Consider the following 22,985-nt stretch of genomic DNA (forward strand, 5'->3'; position numbering starts at 1 on the left):
TACCGTTGATATTGTTATTGTGGTATTGCCGGCATGGTGGGACCCGCAGTGAGCCAACCAAAGCCACTATTTCACCCGTATTTCGGGTGGGAACATAGGGGACTTACGTCGCAAAGGAAGGGATTATACGGATATCGGCGGGCAAGCTGAAGCCTTGTACCAAATTCCCGTCATTCAAAAAAATTATGGGCAGAAAAGAAAGGGTTTGCTGACAGAAAATCACATCCCTGCAGCCAGATCGGTCAGTGCAGCACTTGACTGTTTCAATTGCTCAAATACTTCAAACGTAATATCTGCATCCATTCCCAGACGCCGTGTATACACTAACGGATCGTCCGGCATCAGATCATCCCCCAGCTCCAGCTCTTTTAAAAGGCAGTTCGCCAACTGGATCAGGGCCACGTAATCCTGGAACTCACCTTCATAATCCTTTTCCTGATGATGTGCGGCTGTGGCACAGACTTCTTCCGGCAACTGCCATTTTTCCAGCAAAACAGATCCCAGCTGTCCATGTCCTACCCCTACCAGCTCTTTAGCACTTCCCATACCCAACACCTGTTTTTCCAGTGTTGCGAGTTCCGTAAAGGGCTCAGATGCTGCCAGTTTATTGAGCATACCGAATTCGGGCTTGAACAAATGACCGAGTAACAATAATCCAAAGTTGTGTAGCAGGCCGGCAAGATACGCCATACCCGGATCCACACGCTTATCAGGCACGTGGAAGGCCAACCTTTGAACAAGCAATGAACAATGCATCGCATGCTTCCAGAAATTTCTCAGTCCAAGAGGGCCATCTTTGGGCAGGTCAAATGCCTTACTCGCAGCAATGGAAAGCGCAATCTGACTGACCCGCTCAAACCCAAGTACTCGGGCGACGGCATCTTTGATGGTTTTAATTTCACCGCGATAGCCATAGAGAGCAGAGCCGGCCTGGCGTAACACCTGGGCAGTCAAACTTGGGTCCTGCTCGATAATTCGAGCCAAATCATCCACAGAAGCATCAATATCCTGAGTGATCTGCAGAATTCTCGCTGCGACTGTCGGCATTGGCGGCAGGCGATAAAGCTTATTCAGCCGCTCTTTGATATCGAAAGATGCACAGGCAGCTTCAGCTTTTTCATCCGGAGTTTCTTTGTATTCCTTAGTGCAAACACAAGCACTCATTTTAAGAGCACTGCCCATCATCTGCTGAAAACAGTCTCGGGATAAGCGTAATAATGTCGTGTGACTACCAGACTGAATATATATCTGCTGCTTGCTGAACAGTGTTTCGTCACATACCGCATGAACGCCATAGGCTTTGGCAACGGGCGGGTGCGACCCCGGCTCACAATCCTTGAACAGCCTGTCTGCCTGATGCTGGGCAATACGCTGCAAATTGCGGCGGGTCATTTGATTCAGACGTTCCAGGTCCATCTTTTTGCCTAAAGGCGTGATCGACATGACCACTCCCTTGGCATCCACCAGAATTTCAGCAACGGCCACTTCATCCTGAACGACTTTTGCTGCCTCGATGGCAGCTTCCAATGTGCCGACCCGGTCATGGTGGAGCTGCTGGTAAGACAACCCCTGACGATTAAGATACTGCATGACTCGGGAAGCGACTGGCACTGCTGGTACTCTCCTGAACTACGTCGATAAACTCACTTTGCTTGGAGGGCCTGCAGCCGTTCAAACCTGACTATAAAACTCAGCCACAGGCTCCCTACCATTAAGTTTAGTCGCTGTAGATTTCTTTACAGTGCCAATAGCGTCACATGTTGGGGTAAAGGTAGTTTACCGCTTGTAGCCTTTTTGTAACCCCTACAACCCTGCTAATCTATTGCCTTGAATTAGCAGGATTTATCCTGTGTTACGCATTCCTGCCGCCACACCGGCCATGGATACTTTCAAGCCCCGCTCAACGGTTTCTTTGTTGGTTTCCCCTTCCGCCCGGTCTCGGACCAGCAATTCGACCTGAAGGAAGTGCAATGGGTCAGTGTATGGATTTCGGACTTTCAAGGATTGTTGGAACACAGGGTTATCCCGAAGCAGCTCATCCTGATGCTTGAGCCTGTTAATCAATTCCACCACTTCCCTCGCCCGCGCTCTCAACGCAGCCCCGAGCGAATGCAATTCAGGGCGCACCAGCCGTTCCTCGTAATAACTGGCAATGTCCGGATCAACCTTGGACAGCACCATTTCCAGCATATCGATGTGGGTCTCAAAGAATGGCCATTTATCCAGCATTTCCTGCAACAGCTCGCTTTTTCCCTGTTCAACAGCCTTGGATAGAGCCTCATCACTCCCCAGCCAGGCCGGTAACATCAGGCGCATCTGGGTCCACGCAAATATCCATGGAATAGCACGCAGGCTTTCAACGCCTCCTGTAGACTTGCGACGAGCCGGACGGCTTCCCAATGCAAGCTTACCAAGCTCCTGTTCCGGGGTAGCGGAGCGAAAATATTCGACAAAATGCTCATGCCCGCGAACCACACCTCGATATGACTCCACAGCAACACCTGCCAGATCACTCATCATCTGCCTCCATGCTGGCAGAGGTTTAGGCGGAGGTGTCATCGATGCCTCCAATACAGCTCCAAGGTATAAGTGAAGATTCTGCTCTGCTACTTTTGGCTGGCCAAACTTAAAGCGGATCATCTCCCCTTGTTCAGTGATCCTGAAACTACCATTCACTGAGCCGGGAGGCTGGGAAAGTATGGCCCGGTTGGCAGGACCGCCGCCTCGACCGACAGTCCCTCCACGACCATGAAACAGTGTCAGTTTTACCTGATGCTTGCCGGCTACATCAACCAATGCTTCCTGCGCCTGATACTGCGCCCAGGCTGCCGCCATCTGCCCCGCATCCTTGGCTGAATCCGAATAGCCGATCATGACTTCCTGCACTCCACCGGTATACCCTCTATACCAGCTGTTGGAGAGCAGTTTATCGATACTCTCTGCCGCATTCTCCAGATCATTCAGCGTTTCAAACAATGGCACAACCGGCATAGGGTGGCGCATACCGCACTCACGCAACAGCAAAATAACAGCCAGTACATCCGATGGCGCTCGTGCCATGGAAATAACATATGATCCCAGACCTTCTGCTGGCTGGTTGGCCACTACTTTACAGGTTGCCAGAACTTCTGCCACTTCCGGGCTAGGCTGCCAGTCTGTGGGAATCAATGGGCGCCTCCCTTGCAGCTCCCCTACCAGAAACTGCTGACGCTGTTCTTCAGTCCAGGATGCGTAGTCTCCCAGCTCCAGGTAGTGACATAATTCCTTGAACACATCGGCATGCCTATCCGAGTCCTGTCGAATATCCAGTCGTACCAGCTGCAGACCAAAACACTGAGCGCGACGAATCACATCCAGCAAAGGCCCGTTGGCAATCGACTCCATACCACAATCCATTAATGAGCGATAACACATCATCAATGGTTCCATGAGTTCTCTGTTTTCCAGCAAGACTTCCCCGGAAGGGTTCTGCGGAGGAAAATCACTCGCCCAGTCCCGGGTTGCTTGGAGGCGCTCGCGCAGCTTTGCCAGTACCTTTCTATATGGCTCTCTGGCCTGCCCTGACGCCCGCGCAATTTCACCATTACAGGCTGTCATCGAGAGTTCTGAACGCAGCCTTGTGATGTCGCGCAAATAGAGGTCCGCCGCCATCCAGCGACTCAATGTCAGAACCTCCCGCGTAACTTCCGAAGTGACATTGGGATTGCCGTCCCGGTCCCCGCCCATCCATGAAGCAATTCGAATCGGGGCAACGTCCAGGGGCAGGTTCACGCCAGCATGGACCTTAAGCGCTTTTTCCATTTGTCGCATAAACGTCGGAACCGCGCACCATAATGAATTTTCTATGACCGCAAATCCCCACTTGGCCTCATCCACGGCAGTGGGACGTTCGTAGCGGATTTCATCAGTATGCCACGCTTCAGCAATCAGGCGACGCAACGTTGCCACCAACGATTCGTACTCAGAATCGAGAAGGTCATCCCGATCGAGCGCTTGCAGTGTTTCGGCAATCATGTCGTATTTCTGAATCAGCGTACGTCGGGTGATTTCTGTCGGGTGGGCAGTCAATACGAATTCCACCGACATATCCTGCAGTTGCTTGACAATATCTTCGCTACTCAGGCCTTTACCTATTAGTCGATCAAAGACAACTTCCAGCGTATCGATTCGATTGTGAACCAGCTCGTCCTTTGGAGCCCTCCGACGAACCGTGTGATACTGCTCTGCTATATTAGCCAGGTTCAGAAACTGGTTAAATGCCCTGGCGACCGGAACGAGCTCATCATCCGACAGACTTGCGAGCACATCCTTTAACTGTTTCCTCTGATTGGAATCCGAGCGGCGATCGGCTTTTGCCGCCATTCGAATTTTCTCAATCTTTTCAAACATCTCATTGCCGAGATGGTGACGAATACTTTGCCCCAGCAACTCCCCCATTAGACGGACGTTCTCACGTAAATCCGGATGTAGTTCCTTCGTCATATTAAACCTGCCTGATGATGAATAACGCCAAATGTCACATGTTATAGCTGAACTCAGACTCTGAATCTGTGAGATGGAAAAAACGTACCTTCACAGCCTTGTGCAGAGACCCGGAATAGTGCAAATCCCGGAATCAATTTGAGACAACTCGCGACGGATAAACAACAGGATAAAGAATTCAGTAACTTCTTGCTATTAAGATGTTTATGACAAATTTCCACTCACACCACCCGCTCACCGGCAAACCTTAAAGGGTGGAAATTTGCAGATCATTACCGGCAGCTTGCTGATCGATCGTGGCAGGAATACGCTCCCAGCACTTACTGTACTTAACAAATTCCGCACCAATTAATACAGATTCAGGCTGGCTGGCCCCAGGTTTGCTACTAGACTTATAACAGGCTTATCTCAATGAGCATTGGGATGAAAATCGCCATCACGGAAAGCAGCGTTTTGGTACTTACAGCTACCCGGGATTTTAGGTACATGCGCGTATGGAGACCCGGCTGACCACTGCCTAAACTAAAAAGCATAAGGATATTATTCGTCATGGATCAGCTGTTGATACGAGGTACTCGTCATGAAAATCAGCACTCTGGTGAGAGAGTGGGAATCCAACGCTAAAGCCCGGCTTACGCACAAAGAATACAACCTGAAACTGGAACTTGAAGACGCTGCAAGAATTGCCGCTTTGGCGGAGATGTACCCAAAGCGCCAGCAGGAAGATATTATCCGTGAACTGATCTCTGCTGCCCTTGACGAGCTGGAAACCAGCTTCCCTTACGTCGAAGGTAACACCGTTGTAGCAGAAGATGAAATGGGCGATCCGCTGTACGAAGATGTCGGTCCGACTCCTCGCTTCCTGAATCTCAGTAAGAAATATATTTCTTTGTTAAAACAGGAAATTAAAGCAGCCAATAACTAGGCTGTTATCAGTTTCATATTATCCCGGTCCTCACTAAGTGCCGGGATAATAACTCCTCAAAGGTCAGATTCCTTCTTTCTTGGCCTGTTCCCAAAAGCCGTCCATCTGCTCCAGCGTTGCCTCGGTCAACGGAGTTTCTTGTTCCTGCGCCAGCGCCTCTACCCTTTGAAATCGCCTGATAAATTTATCATTCGTGCGTCGGAGAGCCATTTCAGGATCAACTTTGATAAACCTTGCCAGGTTGGCACAAGCAAAGAGGATGTCGCCAAATTCCTCTTCAATATGTCGGGCGTCCCTTTCTGTTGCAGACGCAGATTCGGATACATTAGCAGAATCTGAAAGCTTCAAAGCCTGCTCAAGTTCATCCAACTCTTCGCGGACCTTTGCCAACACGGGAGCAACATCAGGCCAGTCAAATCCGACGCTAGAGGCTTTTTTCTGTATCTTCAGCGCCCTGCTCATCGCCGGCAAGGCAACGGGAACATCGCGCAATAATGACGCAGGTTGCTTTTCCTTTGCACTATTCGAATGCAAAGCCAGCCGCTTTTCCTCAGCTTTTATCCTGTCCCAATTGGCGTTGATTTCAGCCTCTGTAATTTTTCGACCGAGCTCTACCCGGCTTTCAAGAGTCCCTTCGGGAAAGACATGTGGATGCCGACGGAGCAATTTACGAACGACGTTATCGACAATATCGTCCCATTGAAAAGAATTCTGCTCCCCTCCCAATCGCGCATAAAACACCACTTGAAACAGCAGATCGCCCAATTCATCCATCAAGTGCGGCCAGTCCTGCCGCTCAATGGCATCTACGACTTCATAGGTTTCTTCAATAGTATGGGGAACAATGGTTTTAAAACTCTGCTTGAGATCCCAGGGACATCCGTCTTCGGGATCTCTCAGCCGGTCCATTAGATAGAGAAGATCATCAATAACATACTTGTTGGTACTGTTTCTGTCGTCAGTCATACCACCATCCTTCACTCCGCTATTCCCCGCTATGAGCCCTACGGACATCAATGACGTTGGATAGACGGCGTATGCGGTCCAGCACTCTGGCCAGAGATTCGAGAGAAGCAACCTCAATCGTCAATTGCAAACGGGCCGTATTCTGTTTTTTATCCGACTGAGTGTTAACCGTCGTGACATTGACCCTTTCATTCGCCAGCAGGATCGTTATATCCCGCAACAGACCGGAGCGGTCATAGGCATCAATCAGAATATCCACTGGATAGGTAAACTCAGTATCACCCCAACTGACTTCTATAATGCGGTTAGGTTCTGATGATTGTAACTGCAGCGCGTTGATACAGTCCTGGCGGTGGATCGAGACGCCACGACCAACCGTTATATAACCAACGATCGGATCTCCAGGTAACGGCTTACAACAATTCGCCATCTGGGTTAGAAGGTTTCCAACTCCCAGTATGTGTATATCGCTGCTCTTGCTGGTTTCCGCAGTCGAACCTGGCAGCTGAAGACTAAGCTGATGCTCCTTGGGCTCCAGCATCTTCTGGGCAATGTGCGCAACCTGCATGGGTTTGAGATCGCCGGCACCGATGGATGCAAACATATCCTCAGCCGAGTGCAGGTTCACTTTCTGGGCCAGTTCCTCATAGGGAACTTTTTCCAAGGACAGTCTTTTCAACACATCCTGCAGAATCTCGCGGCCATCCTCGATGTTCTGATCCCGATCCTGCAGCTTAAACCAGTGCGTAATCTTTGCCCTGGCCCGTGACGTAGCCGCATAGCCAAGATCCGGATTTAACCAGTCACGACTTGGCTTGGCCTGACCAGAGGTCAATATCGTCACCTGATCCCCAGTTTTCAGGACATAGTTTAAGGGAACGATTCTGCCGTTGATCTTGGCGCCCCGGCAGGCATGACCAACCTCGGTATGGACTTTATAGGCGAAGTCTATAGGCGTCGAACCTGATGGCAGGTCAATGACATGCCCTTCAGGGGTAAACACATAAATGCGATCACTGACAATATCATTGCGCCACTGCTCCACGAGATCCGAAGTTTTTGCCCCAAGCTCTTCCTGCCATTCCAGCACCTGACGTAACCAGGCGATCTTCTGTTCATACCCGTGGGACTTCTGTTGTGTATCCGTGCCTTTATACAGCCAGTGAGCACAAACTCCCAGTTCAGCTTCCTCATGCATTTTGTGGGTTCTGATCTGAACCTCCATCACCTTCGCATGAGGCCCTACCACGGCAGTGTGCAGCGACTGATAACCGTTTTGCTTGGGGTTGGCCACATAGTCGTCGAATTCATGTGGGATATGGCGCCACAATGAGTGCACCAACCCTAGCGCCGAATAACAGTCCTTTACTGACGGAACCAAAATTCTGATGGCGCGGATATCGTAGATTTGAGAGAAATCGATGCCCTTGCGGTGCATCTTTCGCCAGATACTGTAGATATGCTTTGCCCGACCCGATAACTCCGCTTTAATACCGTACTGATCCAACTCATGGCGAAGGACTGACAAAACCTCCTCAATGAACTTCTGCCGGTCTACCCGACGTTCGTCCAGCTGTTTGGCGATTTTCTTATAGGCGGTTTCATGAAGATAACGGAATGAGAGATCCTCCAGTTCCCACTTCAGGTAACCAATACCGAGCCGATGAGCCAAAGGTGCATAGATATCAAAAACTTCCCGCGCAACACGGTGACGTTTGTCGGAGCTGGCATTTTTGACGTCCCTGATTGCACAGGTGCGCTCCGCCAACTTAATCAGGGCAACCCTGACATCATCAATCATGGTGACCAGCATGCGCCGGATATTATCCACCTGAGTCTGGGTTTGCCCCAGCACCGAACCTTGATAGGGTTGATGGATATTGGATATTGCAGCCATCTGCAACACCCCTGAAATGAGGTGCACGACTTCAGAACCGAATTCCTTTTCAACGGCTCCAAGACTGAGCTTCTCCTCCCTGACGGCTCGATAAAGCACTGCCGCGATCAAGCTGGCAGTATCCATTTGCAACTCAGCCAGAATCTGGGTCATTTCCAGACCTGTCACAAAGCTGGTTGTGTTCTCTGACCAGATATTGCCGGATTTTACCGCTTCTGACTCAATATTTTTTGCCAGTACACAGGCTTGGCGAAGAACATCCACGTCTTCAAGGTTTTCCTGTTGTTGCAGGCGATCGATCCAGCTGTCGATATCAACCGAACCATCTTCCAGAAGCGGGTAATCTTCGCGAACTTTAACCATGAATGTCTTTCACTTTTTTGTTGGTCATTGTAGCAGCGTTGACGGAATCAGGTGGCTTTGGGAATCCTTCCTCTTTCAACCCCAATGGCATAAATGGGTCCTCAGGCCCAAGAATTAAACCCCTGGAATCTTTATGCCTACCGATCCTGCCTATAATTCGCATAGCGGTATTACGTGCCTCTCTCCGTCAGGAGAAATTCAGCCAATAAGCCTCACTCCCTGCCAACGACACGTGATGAGGTCTGACTTATCCCCTTTCAAATAAGGCCATGGACTCCACATGAGTGGTATGCGGAAACATGTCCATAACCCCCGCTTTGAGCAATTTATATCCCTGTTGCGCCAGAATTCCGGCATCCCTGGCCAGAGTCGCCGGATTACAGGAAACGTAGACAATCCTCGCTGCATTAAATCTACCTATGGACTTAACAATTTCCTCTGCTCCTGAGCGGGGAGGATCAAGCAGTATCTTGTCATACTCGCCATACCACGGGTGTTCGTTGCCGCCAGCCATTGGCAAATGTAAATCCGCAGCATGGAACTCAACGTTTTCTATCTGGTTTTTGCCGGCATTGTGGTATCCCCGCTCCACCATCGCCTGGCTACCCTCGACCCCAACCACATGACCGGATATACGTGCCATCGGTAGAGTAAAGTTACCCAATCCGCAAAACAGATCCAGAATCCGATCGGATTTCTCCGGGGCCAGCCAATCCAGTGCCTGATCGAGCATTTTTGCATTGATTTCGCGGTTTACCTGAGTGAAATCCGTCGGGTGGAAGTCAAACTTCAACTGATGGGCAGGCAGACTGTATTCAAGTAACTCCTGACCATCCGCAGGCCACAGCTTATGCACGGTATCCGGTCCTTTTGGCTGCAAATAAAGCGCCAATCCGGTATCTGTAGCAAAAGAGATCAGCTTATCCCGATCTTCCTCAGTCAGCGGGTCCATATGACGAATAATCAGCGCGACGACGTTGTCGCCAGCGGCTACTTCTATCTGGGGAATCCTCTGATAACAGGACAGGCTGCGGACCAATGCTTTCAGTTCAGGAATGCGCTGGCCCACCTGTTCAATCAAGACCGGACAGGAATCTATCGCCGTCAGGAAATTACTGAAGCGCTCACGGAATCCCACGAGAACTTCGTCCCGCTTAATCACAAAACGAACCCCGAGTCTTGCTTTAGAACGGTACCCAACACTCTGACTGGCGATAGGTGCAACCACTTCCTCCGGCTTCAGCGCTCCAAAATGTTGCAGGTGATCAAGCAATACCTGCTGTTTGTGTGCGATCTGGAAATCAAGACTTGCGTGCTGCATGGAACAGCCACCACAGACATGGGCATGAGGGCATGGCGGCGTCACTCTCTGCGGGTGTTCATTGGATACGGAATCCACCGCCAGCTCATCATATTTACGTTTGCTGTTCACATAACGGGCCGTCACCGTTTCCCCAGGCATAGCTCCGTCCACGAACAGGGTCTTGCCGTCAAGATGAGCGACGCCCCGGCCCTCGTGACTCAATGACTCAATCTCACAGGTTACCGGGGTAGTCGGCATGGCTTTACGGCGTCTGGACATCAGATTTCTCTCTCGCTTTGATTCACAAAAGACCGGGGTCTAGGTAAGAAAAAAGTGTCGCATTATAGTCGTCTGAGGCCAGCAGTGTAAGGCTTAATCCCCAATTACAGCAGAATCGGGGACAATACATCCTGGCCTCAGAGAATCTGAGATTAGAGATAAGGAGGGTAATCAGGCATTTACTGTACTATCAATTTCGTCATGAACAACTATCAATTTCGTCATGAACAACTATCAATTTCGTCATGAGGAGCTATCAGCTTCATCATGAGGAGCTATCAGCTTCATCATGAGGAGCTATCAGCTTCATCATAAAAAGCCATCAGCTCTGTCATGAAAAAACACCGGTAGACAGATAACGATCGCCACGGTCACAGATAATGGCAACTATCACGGCATTTTCCACTTTCTGAGATACTCGCAGCGCACCCGCGATAGCGCCACCCGAGGATACGCCACAAAAAATACCTTCTTCACTGGCGAGCCTTCGCATGGTCACTTCAGCTTCTTCCTGACTGATATCCAAAATCTGGTCAACTCTTTCCGGTTCAAATATCTTTGGCAGATATTCCTTAGGCCAGCGCCGGATTCCAGGAATAGAAGCGCCTTCCCCCGGTTGTAATCCAACAATTTGAATTCCGGGATTCTGCTCCTTCAGATAGCGTGAAGTCCCCATGATAGTACCGGTGGTCCCCATGGAGCTGACAAAGTGTGTAATCTTACCCTGGGTCTGCTGCCAGATTTCCGGACCCGTTGTCCGATAATGAGCAAGAGGGTTTGCAGGATTGGCAAACTGGTCAAGCACGATCCCTTCACCACGCTCTTCCATTGCCTTGGCCAAATCTCGAGCCCCTTCCATCCCCTCTTCCCGGGAGACACTAATAATTTCTGCACCATAGGCAGACATGGCAGCCCGACGTTCTTCGCTCATATGAGCCGGCATGATCAGCACCATCCGATACCCTTTCATGGCTGCTGCCATTGCCAGTGCAATACCGGTATTGCCGCTGGTCGCTTCCACCAGGGTATCGCCCGGCCTGATTCGCCCCTGGGCCTCAGCTTCCTGAATCATGCTCAAAGCCGGCCGGTCTTTGACCGAGCCCGCCGGATTATTGCCTTCGAGTTTTGCCAATATGATATTACTGGTATCTCCAGGGAGCCTCTGAAGCCTGACCAGTGGCGTATTCCCTACACATGTTTCAATTGTCGGATAAGACATAAACCTTTTGACTCTTTGCTATATATGTAACCAGACCTAGGTATGTAACTAAACCTGGGTATGCAACCAATCCCCAATTAAGTAACCAAACCTAAACGTACCTATGCGCAGTCGCCGTAACTTTGTCTAAAGCATCAATCTGATTGGCAACGGCTCTTTGGAAATTCCGTGAAAACAACCATCATGATAAGCAATTCACCGAAATCCTGTTATATTCTTTTCCAATATAAAAAGCATGCTTTCATATAAGAAAACAGTCAATATAAGGAAGCACCGCAAAGGAAAAGCTTTCCCAGCTACCATTTTTTTCGACCAATTAACTAACCTGGAAGCCACTTTTTAGGTAAAGTCTCTCGTATGACTGAAGGCGAAAAAGTTTTATGACTATCACGACCCGAACTGCCGTGGCGTCTACAGGGAACTGACAATAACAACTGAAAACTGACACTCATGAAACACTGGGGTATCAAAACCAAAGTTATACTGCTCACCCTGATACCAACTCTGGGTATTGCGGTGATCATGTCGACGGCATTCGTCTATACCCGATTGACGGACCTCAATCGCTCACTCCTCGAACGGGGAACCGATTCCGTCCGTCATATGGCAAATGCCGCGGCCTATGGAATGCCGGCAGGTCAGCATGCACAACTGTCCTCACTGACCACTTCGGTTCTTGAGGAACGGGATATTCGCTCCGTCACCATTTATGACCGGAAACGCCAGATCCTTGCCCATGCGGGGCCAAAGCTACTCGAACCGCAGACCATTCCTGCCAGTCTTGCTAACCAGTTAACGATTTACTCCAGCTACGAAGTGTTGCGCTTCAGCATGCCTATCTGGCGTCAGGCTCCCCCCGATCCCTCAGCCACCCAGGAAAACGCCACTCAGGGCAACGGTGCCTTCACCCCCGCAGAATCACAGGAAAATCTTGCCGGATGGGCCGTGGTTGAAGTAAGTCGGGCACCTACGGATCTTGCCAAATACCAGACACTGTTATTTGCCATCGTCGCAGTCACGCTGGCGGTCATTTTATGCACCTATATGGCACTTCGCCTGAGCCGGGATCTTACCAGACCTTTGACAGACGTCTCCGATGCGCTTAACAGGATTCGAGAAGGCAAGCTCGATACTCGTGTCTTTATTGAGGCAAGCCCGGAGCTTGCCAACCTGCAGGATGGTATCAATTCCATGGCGGAGGCCTTGGAGAAGTCCCGTATCGAGATGCAACAGAATATCGACCAGGCGACGGAGGACCTTCGCGAAACCCTTGAGACAATCGAGATACAGAATATTGAACTGGATCTGGCACGCAAAGAGGCGCTTGAAGCCAGCCGGGTCAAATCCGAGTTCCTGGCGAACATGTCCCACGAGATCAGGACCCCTCTCAATGGGATCATCGGCTTTACCAAGCTGTTGTCAAAGAGCAATCTGGGCATTCAGCAAAGGGATCAGCTCAATACCATTTACAAATCCTCTGAAATTCTGCTGACTATCATCAATGACATTTTGGACTTTTCCAAAATAGAAGCCGGCAAACTGATATTGGATAACACGTCGATGAACCTGCGCGAAATCGTGGAGGACGTGCTGACCATGTTGGCACCCGGCGCCCATGAGAAAAATCTCGACCTGGCCGGCCTGATTTATTCGGATGTACCCGAATATATTATGGGCGACCCTCTCCGGATGAAGCAGATCATCACCAACCTGGTCAACAACGGCATTAAGTTCACGCAGAGCGGAGAGGTCGTGGTCAGAGTGATGCTTGAGGACGAAGATGAGCATCACCGGTCCACCATCAAAGTCACAGTGACTGACACCGGCGTAGGACTATCAAGAGTCCAGCAAAATACTTTGTTCAATGCTTTCAGTCAGGCTGATGCGTCAACGGCCCGCCGCTTCGGTGGAACCGGGCTCGGACTGGTTATCTCCCGCCGCCTCACTGAGCAAATGGGAGGTAGCATTGGCGTTGAAAGTGAGCTGGGCAAGGGTTCAACCTTTTGGATTGTTCTACCTGTTGATATTGCTCCAGATCAGCCGGAATATGATGCAGGCCAACCCGAACTGGCAGGCGAACGTATTATCTATCTGGAAAATCAGCCCAAAACAGGCCTGGCAATCCGGCACACGCTGCAGAAATGGGGTGCAGAACTCAAGACGGTCGATAACATTTCAGAACTGGTGGAAAGCGTGGGAGAAGCCCAGCAGAAAGGCCAGGGCTATGCCGTCGCACTGATCGGTATCACGCGACATCATCTACGCTCCACTTCTTATCTGGAAGCAATAAGACAACTTGAGTATTCCCTGGACTGTCGTACTCTGGTGTTGACGCCAACAATTACTCTCGGCCTGGAAGAACCCCCTATTTTGGCCGAAGCCTCCAACTACCTGATTAAACCCCCGTCCCAGAGACGTCTCGGCAATGCATTGACCCAACTAATTACAGGCGCTCCTGTGGAAACCCAAGAACTTGGTCTGGACGACGAGCCTCCGCTTCAGGAAAGGGACTATAAGCGTGCGAAAGTTCTGGCTGTTGATGACAACTCAGCCAACCTCAAACTGGTTGAAGCCTTCCTGAATGAACTCGGGGCGGAAACCGACATTGCCAACAGCGGCTATGAGGCGTTAACCAAAGCCAAGCTCAAGAAATACGACATCATTTTCATGGATGTTCAAATGCCGGGGATGGATGGAATTGAAACCACCCAGAGAATTCGTCAGTTTGAGTCCGGCAAACGACACACTCCCATCATCGCTCTCACCGCACACGCGTTGACAGACGAGCGACAGCACTTGTTAAAAAGCGGCTTCGACGATTATCTAACCAAACCCACCAATGAAGAAGAGCTTCAGGGCATTATTGCCAGACGGGCGGGTATTCATCTCACCCTACAATCCCAGCCTAAAGCCAATACACCAAAATCTGATTTAGGAAAAATCAAACCATCGGTTAAATTCGCCACTGAGCCATCAGTCGATTTACAAAATAGTATTGTCCTGGCGGGGAATAAAGCGGACCTGGCTGAAGAATTATTCTCCATGCTGCTGGAAGGCTTGCCAGAGGACAAGACTTCTATCCAGAAAGCCTTTGAATTACAGGAACAGGAAATTCTACTGGAGCGGGTTCACCGGCTCCACGGTGCAAGTCGGTATTGCGGAGTTCCCGCTCTGCGTAGAAAGGCCGGAGAGCTGGAAACACTGATCAAGAAAGGGCAGCCACACAAAGACGAGCTGTATGCCCTGATAGATGAGATTGATCGGGTACAGTACTGGGCTGAGCGAAATGACTGGCAAAATTCTCTTCGTAACTTCCATGTAACTCACCAGGCTACTTGAGAAGCATCCTTTATTGCATAACAGCAGACTGCCCTTAACATAACGGGCAGTCTCACGGTTGATTCCAGGAAAACGATCAATTCCAGAAGAATAGTCATTTCCTGGCCAGCTATCAGTTATTGGCCAGCTATCAATTATTGGACAACAGCACAGCCTGATCCAACAGCTCACGCATTTCCCTGACAGCCTGGGAAAACCCGGAAAACAGGGCCTGTGCCACGATACTGTGCCCAATATTCAACTCGTTGATGCCGGGTAAGGCGGCTACAGCCTGCACATTGTGATAGTGCAGCCCGTGCCCGGCATTTACAATTAAACCAAGATCACATCCAACAACCACACCTTTTCGGACAACTTCCAATTCCTGTAGCTGCTCGGCTTCATTGACAGCATCAGCATAGCGACCGGTATGAATCTCAATGGCCGGAGCACCACATCGCTTGGCAGCTTCAATCTGTGCAGGATCCGGATCAATGAACAACGACACTTCAATTCCGGCATCTGCCAATCGTTTGCAGGCGTTCGCCACTCTTGCTTCCTGACCAACAACATCTAAGCCACCTTCAGTGGTCAATTCTTCGCGCTTTTCCGGCACCAAACAGCAATGAGCCGGCTTAACCTTTTCCGCCAACTCAATCATGGCATCAGTCACCGCCATCTCTAGATTCATTCGCGTCGTCAGTGTTTCCTTCATTACCCAGACATCCCGATCCTGAATATGGCGACGGTCTTCCCTGGGATGAATAGTGATCCCATCTGCGCCGGCCTGCTCAGCCTGCAGCGCAGCCAACACAGGATCAGGATAGCGTGTACCCCTGGCCTGGCGTAACGTCGCGACGTGATCGACATTGACTCCCAGCAATACCCGTTTTGTCACTTTTCACCTCTTTACACTCTAATTTTTAATTGCATGAAATTCTCAATTGCATGCCCTGATGGGTTACATTGATTAACTGACAATTTCATTGTTAATTTGCGCATATTCCGATGACAACATGGAACTAAATCCACTTCACAGAAATTAGCCCGGCGATCTACTTACTCTGCCTCTGAACCTCAATAAATTGCTGCATCACCTTACGGGATTGCAAAACCCGTCCATCCAGCAATTCATTTATCAAATTACGGCATATTTTCTTCGCCGCCTGCAATACATTTGAGTCTTGCCAAGCCCGTTGTGCAATTGCCAGCATTGTGGCCCCATCGACCCCGGTATCTTCTATAGAGTCAACCCTTTGAACGCCCGAGTTCAACCCCACCCGATAGGTACCGTGGCTTACCACAGGGCTCCCTGAAGTACTTTCAAAACCGAAATCAATACCAAGACCCAACTCATCAAGCAACGCCAACTCAAACTCCCTTAGGGAAGGCTCAATTTGCTGTCCTGATGCCAGCGTACTTAGTGAGGAAATATAATGTGAAAACAAACCAGAGACACCCCCTTGTACCGGGAGCAGCTTGAGGACAAGCTCATTCAGATAAAAACCGGAGTAAAGAGCTAATCCGGAGAGACTGACCTTCAACTCGCCGGGTTCAACTTGCAGGAGAGTTTTGAGCTCCGAGTGACCACCGTAGGCAACCCAAATCTCTTGAAACGGCTGGAACAGGGCTGCAGAGCCTTTACGGCCTCTCCCACCCTTTACGACAACAGACAGTCGACCGATATCTTCGCAGAAAAGATCGACAATCAAACTGGTCTCTCGGTATGGGCGAGTATGCAAAACAAAGGCACGCTGCATGTCCTGCATTAACTTACCAACCTCCAGTATTACCTGCCTCCAGGCAAGCCAACACCCAATCCCGAAAAGACTAAACCCCGACTACCGATCGTCATAACCCAGGCTTTTAAGCGCCCTTTCGTTATCACTCCAGCCAGACTTAACCTTAACCCAGAGCTCAAGCATCACCTTATGCTCAAACAGACGCTCCATGTCCTTACGTGAATCAATCCCAATCCGCTTGATTCGTTCACCCTTGTGGCCGATGACAATCTTTTTCTGCCCCTCTCTTTCCACCAGGATTAACGCATTGATTCTCAGAAGCTTACCTTCCTGCTTGAATTGCTCGATCTCAACGGCCACTTCATAGGGAATCTCTTCCCCTAACTGACGCATCACCTTTTCCCGAACGATTTCCATAGCCAGGAATCGTTCGCTACGATCTGTGATCTGATCTTCAGGGTAAAAATGGATACTCTCGGGCAACGCTTCGCCAATCACTTCTTCCAGCTTGTCGACGTTCGTTCCACGCTCAGCAGATATCGGGATGATATGAGAAAAATCACACTCCGAATTCAAACGCTCAATAAAGGGCAGCAGGCGATTCTTGTCTTCCAGGCGATCGACTTTGTTTATTGCCAGAATCTTGAAAGCCCGGGCAGCAGCCACTTTATCCAGCACATACTGATCTTCGTCCGACCAGTGATCACGATCCACCACAAAAACGATAACATCAGCATCTTTGAGCGCCGTTGATGCTGCTTTATTCAGCACCCTGTTCAAAGCTTTCTTCTCAGATCGATGCAGACCCGGAGTATCTACATAAATCGCCTGGCAATCACCTTCAGTCTTCACTCCGAGGATCTGATGACGAGTAGTCTGCGGCTTGCGGGACGTGATACTGATTTTTTGTCCGAGAATCCGGTTTAATAACGTTGATTTACCAACATTTGGCCGCCCAACAATGGCGACGTACCCACAATGGGTGGAAGGAGTCTGGTTCACTTATCTACACCTAATTCAGCCAAGGCTTTTTTGGCGGACTTTTGCTCCGCCACCCGACGACTACTGCCTGTTCCTTCTGTTGGCTCTTCCAGGCAGTCAATGACACACCTGACATGAAAAGTTTGTGCATGGGCTTCGCCCTGCACGGAAATCACTTCATAACGGGGAAGGTTCAGCTGTCTAGCCTGCAAGTATTCCTGCAAACGTGTTTTTGAGTCTTTGGTCGTGTCTTTGAGGTTCAGGGCGGCCAGTCGTTGCTCAAACCAGTTCAACACCCGTTCAGTACACACTTCAAAGTTGCTATCGAGGTATATTGCCCCTATCACCGACTCAAGAGCGTCCGCAAGGATGGACTCCCGACGAAATCCACCACTTTTCAGCTCACCTGATCCCAAACGCAAATAATCGCCCAGGTTAAATTCACGGGCAATTTCCGCCAGCGTCACTCCCTTGACCATTCTTGCACGAAGCCGACTAAGCTGCCCTTCCCTGGCTTCTTCAAAACGACGGTACAAGTGCTCTGCGATAATGAAATTGAGCACTGAGTCCCCCAGGAACTCAAGCCGCTCATTATTCCGCGTACCATAACTACGATGAGTCAGCGCCAGGGTTAACAGGCCAATATCATTGAACTTGTACCCAATGGCGCGTTGGAGCCTATCTAGCTTTTCGATCACTTATTATTCACTTCCAGATGGTCTTTAAATGAAACCACCGCATCAATGTTCTTCACAATATTAGTGCGCACTTCGTACTCGATATTGATGTACATCTTCGTTTTATCACGCACAATTTTAATATTGTCATGGTTAAAGTTACGCACATTGTTAATCATGAAATGCTTATCCAAACGTTTAAGGATTTCCTGATTACTAAAATTTGCCAGCTTTGCTTCACGGCTCAGCCCCTCCAGAGAAGAGTTAACCGCAAAATTATCAATGTATATAGGACCAATTTTCACTGCGAGAGTGATAAAGCAAAGCAAAATGAATATCCATGCTAAGGTCACATACATTGATGCACCGGTTTGCTTATTACGCATTATAGAAGCCTCTTAGTTTCAACCACTACAGTAAGCATAGTCAGCAAGCGGTTGTTTTTACAGGGAACATCCAGCCAACTTGTGCACAATTCTGAGAACAGGACCTTAATCCAGGAGCCCGACTCTTGAGAATGACGGTATGGACAGCATTTTTTCCCAATGCATCCAGATGGCAAACGCCCGCCCTACAATATTTTCATCAGGCACCAAACCAATAAAGCGACTGTCCTTAGACCGATCCCGATTGTCGCCCATCATGAAATAATACCCTTCAGGGATGGTCCATTCACCATCTCCCATGACGTTATGGTCATTACGCTTGATAATACGATGTTGACTTTCACCCAGCATCTCTTCAAATATCAGTTCCCTGGGAGCACCTGCAGGCAAGGCAGCCAAAAGTTTTTCCGACACTCTCTCGCCGTTGATATATAGCTCTTTATTGGTATATCGCACGACATCTCCCGGAACACCGACCACTCGCTTGATATAGTTAGTGATATTGTCTTCCGGGTTTTTAAACACCATAACATCACCACGCTCCGGGCTTCCTATGTCAAAAAACTTATACCCGAGCACAGGAACCCTCAGACCATACTCATATTTGTTGACCAGGATGAAGTCCCCTACTTCCAGGGTCGGCAGCATGGATTGCGATGGAATCTGAAATGGCTCGACCAGAAATGATCTCACCACCAAAACCAACAGCAACACAGGAAAAAAGGACTTGGCGTATTCCACAGCAACAGGTATCTCCCCCGCGTCAGTCGCGTCCGAATCTGCGCTGGCGGCAGCCCGTCTGGCTCCGGCAAAAAATAGCGCGTCCACCAGCCAGATCACACCTGCGATACCCGTTAATAAAACGAGAATAATTGCAAAATCAAAATCCATGACATTTCCTGTGAGATTTTTATTTGATGACAGTTCGTCTCGCGATCAGCAGACAACCAACTTTGGCAGTTAATTGTCTACCTTTAATACAGCCAGGAAAGCGTCCTGAGGAATTTCAACACGCCCAACCTGTTTCATCCGCTTCTTACCTTCTTTCTGCTTCTGCAAAAGCTTTTTCTTCCGCGACACGTCACCACCGTAACATTTGGCCAGAACGTTCTTACGCAAAGCTTTCACCGTGGTTCGAGAGACTATTTGCCCACCGATGGCAGCCTGAATTGCTACGTCAAACATCTGTCGAGGAATAAGATCCTTCATTTTTTCCGCGAGCTGACGACCACGGTAAGGGGCATTGTCCTTATGTACAATCAGGGCCAACGCATCGACTTTATCCCCATTAATCAGGATATCCAGACGCACCAGCTTAGCGGCCTGAAAGCGGACAAAGTGATAATCCAACGAGGCGTATCCACGGCTGACCGACTTCAAGCGATCAAAGAAATCCAATACGACTTCTCCCATCGGCAATTCATAAGTCAGCGCGACCTGAGATCCCAGAAACTGCATATTCTTCTGTATACCGCGTTTCTCCACACAGAGAGAAATCACGTTGCCCAGGTAATCCTGCGGCACAAGTATATTAGCCTCAACAATAGGCTCTCTCATTTCCTCGATAAGCCCGGGATCTGGCAATCGGGAAGGATTGTCGACCATCAAGACTTCATTCTTTTTGGTCAATATTTCATAAACAACCGTCGGTGCAGTGGTAATCAGATCAAGATCGTATTCCCGCTCCAAGCGCTCCTGGATAATCTCCATATGGAGCATACCCAGAAAGCCACAGCGAAAACCGAAGCCCAGAGCATCTGAGGTTTCCGGCTCAAAAAACAACGACGCATCATTCAGCGTCAATTTTTCCAATGCTTCACGAAAATCTTCGTAATCTTCAGAGTTGACGGGAAAGACCCCCGCATACACCTGAGGCTGAACCTTTTTGAATCCGGGAAGAGAAGTGACATCCGGTGTTTTGGCAAGGGTAATGGTGTCCCCGACAGGCGCTCCATGGATGTCCTTGATACCGGCAACCACATAGCCAACCTCACCAGCCTTCAATCCTCCGGTTTCCTTACGCTTTGGAGTGAATACACCTATTGATGTGACAGGCTCCTGAATCCCGGTGGATTTGACCAGAATCTTATCGCCCTTTTTCAGCTCACCGTTCTTAACACGCACCAGCGATACAATGCCGAGGTAGTTGTCGAACCAGGAGTCGATAATCAATGCCTGAAGATCGGCCTCGGGATCACCTTCTGGAGCCGGGATCAGTTGAACAATCTGCTCCAGCGTCTCCTGAATACCGATTCCTGCCTTGGCACTGGCTTCAACCGCGCCAGTTGCGTCGATACCGATAATTTCTTCAATTTCGTGGCGCACCCGGGCTGGCTCCGCCTGAGGCAGATCCATTTTATTCAATACCGGAATAACCTCGAGCCCCATTTCAATAGCGGTATAACAGTTCGCCACAGACTGGGCTTCTACACCCTGGGCAGCATCCACGACCAGCAGCGCCCCTTCGCAGGCAGCCAGAGAACGGGATACCTCATAGGAAAAGTCGACGTGTCCAGGCGTATCAATAAAATTCAATTGATATCGCTCGCCATCCTGAGCATCGTAATAAAGCGTGACGCTCTGTGCTTTTATGGTAATACCACGCTCCCGCTCAATGTCCATGGAATCAAGCACTTGCTCGGACATTTCACGATCGGTCAATCCCCCGCAGAACTGAATAAAGCGATCTGCTATGGTGGATTTCCCATGGTCGATATGGGCAATAATGGAGAAATTTCGAATATGTTTGAGTTTACTCACAGACAGCTAACACTCGGACGCAAATTAAAGGCCGCAGAATTTTACCAGCTCCCACATTGAATTGCAGTGAAATTAGCATAAATTCCGAATTATTCGTTGACCGACCGGCCAAACAGACTAATGCCTATATGCTCTGCCCATAAGTGAAGAAGGAAAATAGGGGCGGAACCGACTCCCCCCCTGCATCAGGACCAGCAATCTGCCAGCTCTTAATCAACCTTCATCACAATGAAGGCGGGGTTGCCATTACGAATGATCAATACGGGCAGAGACTTATTCTTAGGCAGATCTTCAACCACCGAATTGAAGTCCTCGACAGTCTTAACCTCATGATTATTCAGACTGCTGATAACATCATTTACGCGGATTCCAGCAGAAGCTGCCGGCCCTGGATATATATTTGTCACCAGAACACCACCAGATACCTGTAACTGAGACTTCTCCGCATCAGTGAGATCACGCACATCCAAACTTAAGGCATTACCCTGAGCTTCAGCTTTCGCAGGTGCAACAGTGGGTGAACCGGATTCACCAGGCAACTGACCTATCATGACATCGATCTTGATCTCACGCCCATTTCGCACGACATTCAGCTCAGCTTTCTTGCCTGGGGCAATCCGGCCGACCAAATGCGGCAACTCAGATGACAGCCCGATATCGGTCCCATCAAAACCGGTAATTACGTCTCCCGGCTGCAATCCTGCCTGATCCGCAGGAGAATCTTTCATCACCTGCGCCACCAGGGCTCCCCTGGGTTTATCCAGTTTGAATGACTCAGCCAGATCCTTATTTACTTCCTGAATGAGAACACCTAACCAACCACGTTTGACTGTGCCGGTCTCTTTTAATTGAGTCATGACGTCCATAGCGACATCGATAGGAATGGCAAATGACACCCCCATAAAACCGCCCGAGCGGGTATAGATCTGGGAGTTAATCCCCACGACCTCACCATCCAGGTTAAATAATGGGCCTCCAGAGTTACCGGGGTTTATCGCCACATCAGTCTGGATAAAGGGTACATAGTTCTCATTGGGCAGACTCCGCCCCTTGGCGCTGACGATTCCGGCGGTAACTGTGTAATCAAAGCCAAATGGCGAACCGATCGCGACAACCCATTCCCCCACCTTAAGCTTCGATGACTTTCCAACCTTCAGTACCGGCAGATCATCAGCATCCAGCTTCAATAAGGCCAGATCGGATTTTGCATCCGCACCAACCAGAGTGGCTTTCAGCTCGCGACGATCCACCAGCCTTACAAAAATTTCATCGGCACCTTCAACCACATGGTTATTGGTTAATACATAACCGTCATGAGAGACAATGAATCCAGACCCCATCGACTGGGCCTCCCTTGGAACACCACCTCCACGCGGGAACTGATCGCCAAAAAAGTGGCGAAAAAATTCGGGAATTTGTTCCATGTCCGGGGCATTTCCAAAGAATTGAGCATTCCCGTCATTAACTCTTCGGACAGTACTGATATTAACAACGGCAGGAGAGACTTCTTCAACCAACTCGGTAAAATCGGGAAGATCCACGGCATTGGCAGACAGCGCCATAAAACCGATCCACCAACCGAATACAACAATAGCTAACCTTCTCATTCAGTAGCTCCATTTTGATATTGCGAACCAGGGTGACAGTCTGCTGACGTTCAGACTCAACAAGACAATTAAGCCTGGAC

At 49.6% G+C, this 22,985-nt stretch carries 16 protein-coding genes; 2 read left to right on the plus strand and 14 right to left on the minus strand.

Annotation, left to right across the window (positions count from 1 at the left end; all coding sequences use genetic code 11):
- Nucleotides 1–219: 219 nt before the first annotated feature.
- A complete protein-coding gene (locus BTA51_RS24845; RefSeq protein WP_246841182.1) occupies nucleotides 220–1,611 on the minus strand; it encodes an HDOD domain-containing protein in 1,392 nt (463 codons plus the stop codon).
- 231 nt (nucleotides 1,612–1,842) lie between these two features.
- A complete protein-coding gene (gene ppc, locus BTA51_RS24850) occupies nucleotides 1,843–4,482 on the minus strand; it encodes a phosphoenolpyruvate carboxylase (RefSeq protein WP_094711787.1) in 2,640 nt (879 codons plus the stop codon).
- 580 nt (nucleotides 4,483–5,062) lie between these two features.
- Here ppc and BTA51_RS24855 point away from each other — a divergent pair.
- Nucleotides 5,063–5,407 (plus strand): type 1 pili tip component, encoded by a 345-nt coding sequence (locus BTA51_RS24855; RefSeq protein WP_094711788.1) that lies wholly within the window; start codon nucleotides 5,063–5,065, stop codon nucleotides 5,405–5,407.
- 63 nt (nucleotides 5,408–5,470) lie between these two features.
- Here BTA51_RS24855 and mazG read toward each other — a convergent pair whose 3' ends face one another.
- The 4 genes from mazG to cysM form a co-directional block, all read right to left on the minus strand.
- On the minus strand, nucleotides 5,471–6,373 hold the full coding sequence (gene mazG / locus BTA51_RS24860; protein WP_094711789.1) for a nucleoside triphosphate pyrophosphohydrolase: 903 nt from the start codon (nucleotides 6,371–6,373) through the stop codon (nucleotides 5,471–5,473).
- Between the two features lie 19 nt (nucleotides 6,374–6,392).
- Nucleotides 6,393–8,633 (minus strand): GTP diphosphokinase, encoded by a 2,241-nt coding sequence (gene relA, locus BTA51_RS24865; protein ID WP_094711790.1) that lies wholly within the window; start codon nucleotides 8,631–8,633, stop codon nucleotides 6,393–6,395.
- A gap of 247 nt (nucleotides 8,634–8,880) precedes the next feature.
- Entirely contained in the window at nucleotides 8,881–10,215 is a 1,335-nt protein-coding gene (gene rlmD / locus BTA51_RS24870; RefSeq protein ID WP_094711791.1) for a 23S rRNA (uracil(1939)-C(5))-methyltransferase RlmD, read from the minus strand.
- Nucleotides 10,216–10,546: 331 nt separating this feature from the next.
- Nucleotides 10,547–11,434 (minus strand): cysteine synthase CysM, encoded by an 888-nt coding sequence (gene cysM / locus BTA51_RS24875; protein ID WP_094711792.1) that lies wholly within the window; start codon nucleotides 11,432–11,434, stop codon nucleotides 10,547–10,549.
- A 450-nt stretch (nucleotides 11,435–11,884) separates the two neighbouring features.
- On the opposite strand from cysM, the gene BTA51_RS24880 reads away from it, so the two are divergent.
- Complete coding sequence (locus BTA51_RS24880) at nucleotides 11,885–14,773, plus strand: response regulator (RefSeq protein ID WP_094711793.1); 2,889 nt, start codon at nucleotides 11,885–11,887, stop codon at nucleotides 14,771–14,773.
- 130 nt (nucleotides 14,774–14,903) lie between these two features.
- Here BTA51_RS24880 and pdxJ read toward each other — a convergent pair whose 3' ends face one another.
- The 8 genes from pdxJ to BTA51_RS24920 all read right to left on the minus strand — a co-directional run bounded on the left by pdxJ (nucleotide 14,904) and on the right by BTA51_RS24920 (nucleotide 22,905).
- On the minus strand, nucleotides 14,904–15,650 hold the full coding sequence (gene pdxJ, locus BTA51_RS24885) for a pyridoxine 5'-phosphate synthase (RefSeq protein WP_094711794.1): 747 nt from the start codon (nucleotides 15,648–15,650) through the stop codon (nucleotides 14,904–14,906).
- A gap of 157 nt (nucleotides 15,651–15,807) precedes the next feature.
- On the minus strand, nucleotides 15,808–16,521 hold the full coding sequence (gene recO, locus BTA51_RS24890) for a DNA repair protein RecO (protein WP_094711795.1): 714 nt from the start codon (nucleotides 16,519–16,521) through the stop codon (nucleotides 15,808–15,810).
- A 72-nt stretch (nucleotides 16,522–16,593) separates the two neighbouring features.
- Nucleotides 16,594–17,496 (minus strand): GTPase Era, encoded by a 903-nt coding sequence (gene era, locus BTA51_RS24895; protein ID WP_094711796.1) that lies wholly within the window; start codon nucleotides 17,494–17,496, stop codon nucleotides 16,594–16,596.
- The gene (rnc, locus tag BTA51_RS24900) at nucleotides 17,493–18,173 is read right to left on the minus strand and encodes a ribonuclease III (RefSeq protein WP_094711797.1); all 681 of its coding nucleotides are present in this window, start codon (nucleotides 18,171–18,173) and stop codon (nucleotides 17,493–17,495) included. The genes era and rnc overlap by 4 nt, the downstream gene beginning before the upstream one ends.
- A complete protein-coding gene (locus BTA51_RS24905; protein WP_094711798.1) occupies nucleotides 18,170–18,538 on the minus strand; it encodes a DUF4845 domain-containing protein in 369 nt (122 codons plus the stop codon). Before BTA51_RS24905 ends, rnc begins: the two co-directional genes overlap by 4 nt.
- Nucleotides 18,539–18,643: 105 nt before the next feature.
- A complete protein-coding gene (gene lepB, locus BTA51_RS24910) occupies nucleotides 18,644–19,429 on the minus strand; it encodes a signal peptidase I (protein ID WP_094711799.1) in 786 nt (261 codons plus the stop codon).
- Between the two features lie 69 nt (nucleotides 19,430–19,498).
- Complete coding sequence (gene lepA, locus BTA51_RS24915; RefSeq protein ID WP_094711800.1) at nucleotides 19,499–21,298, minus strand: translation elongation factor 4; 1,800 nt, start codon at nucleotides 21,296–21,298, stop codon at nucleotides 19,499–19,501.
- Nucleotides 21,299–21,507: 209 nt separating this feature from the next.
- Nucleotides 21,508–22,905: a DegQ family serine endoprotease gene (locus tag BTA51_RS24920; protein WP_094711801.1), complete on the minus strand. Its 1,398-nt coding sequence runs from the start codon at nucleotides 22,903–22,905 to the stop codon at nucleotides 21,508–21,510.
- Nucleotides 22,906–22,985 lie beyond the last annotated feature (80 nt).

The organism is Hahella sp. CCB-MM4 (genome assembly GCF_002260525.1).
Taxonomy (GTDB): domain Bacteria; phylum Pseudomonadota; class Gammaproteobacteria; order Pseudomonadales; family Oleiphilaceae; genus Hahella.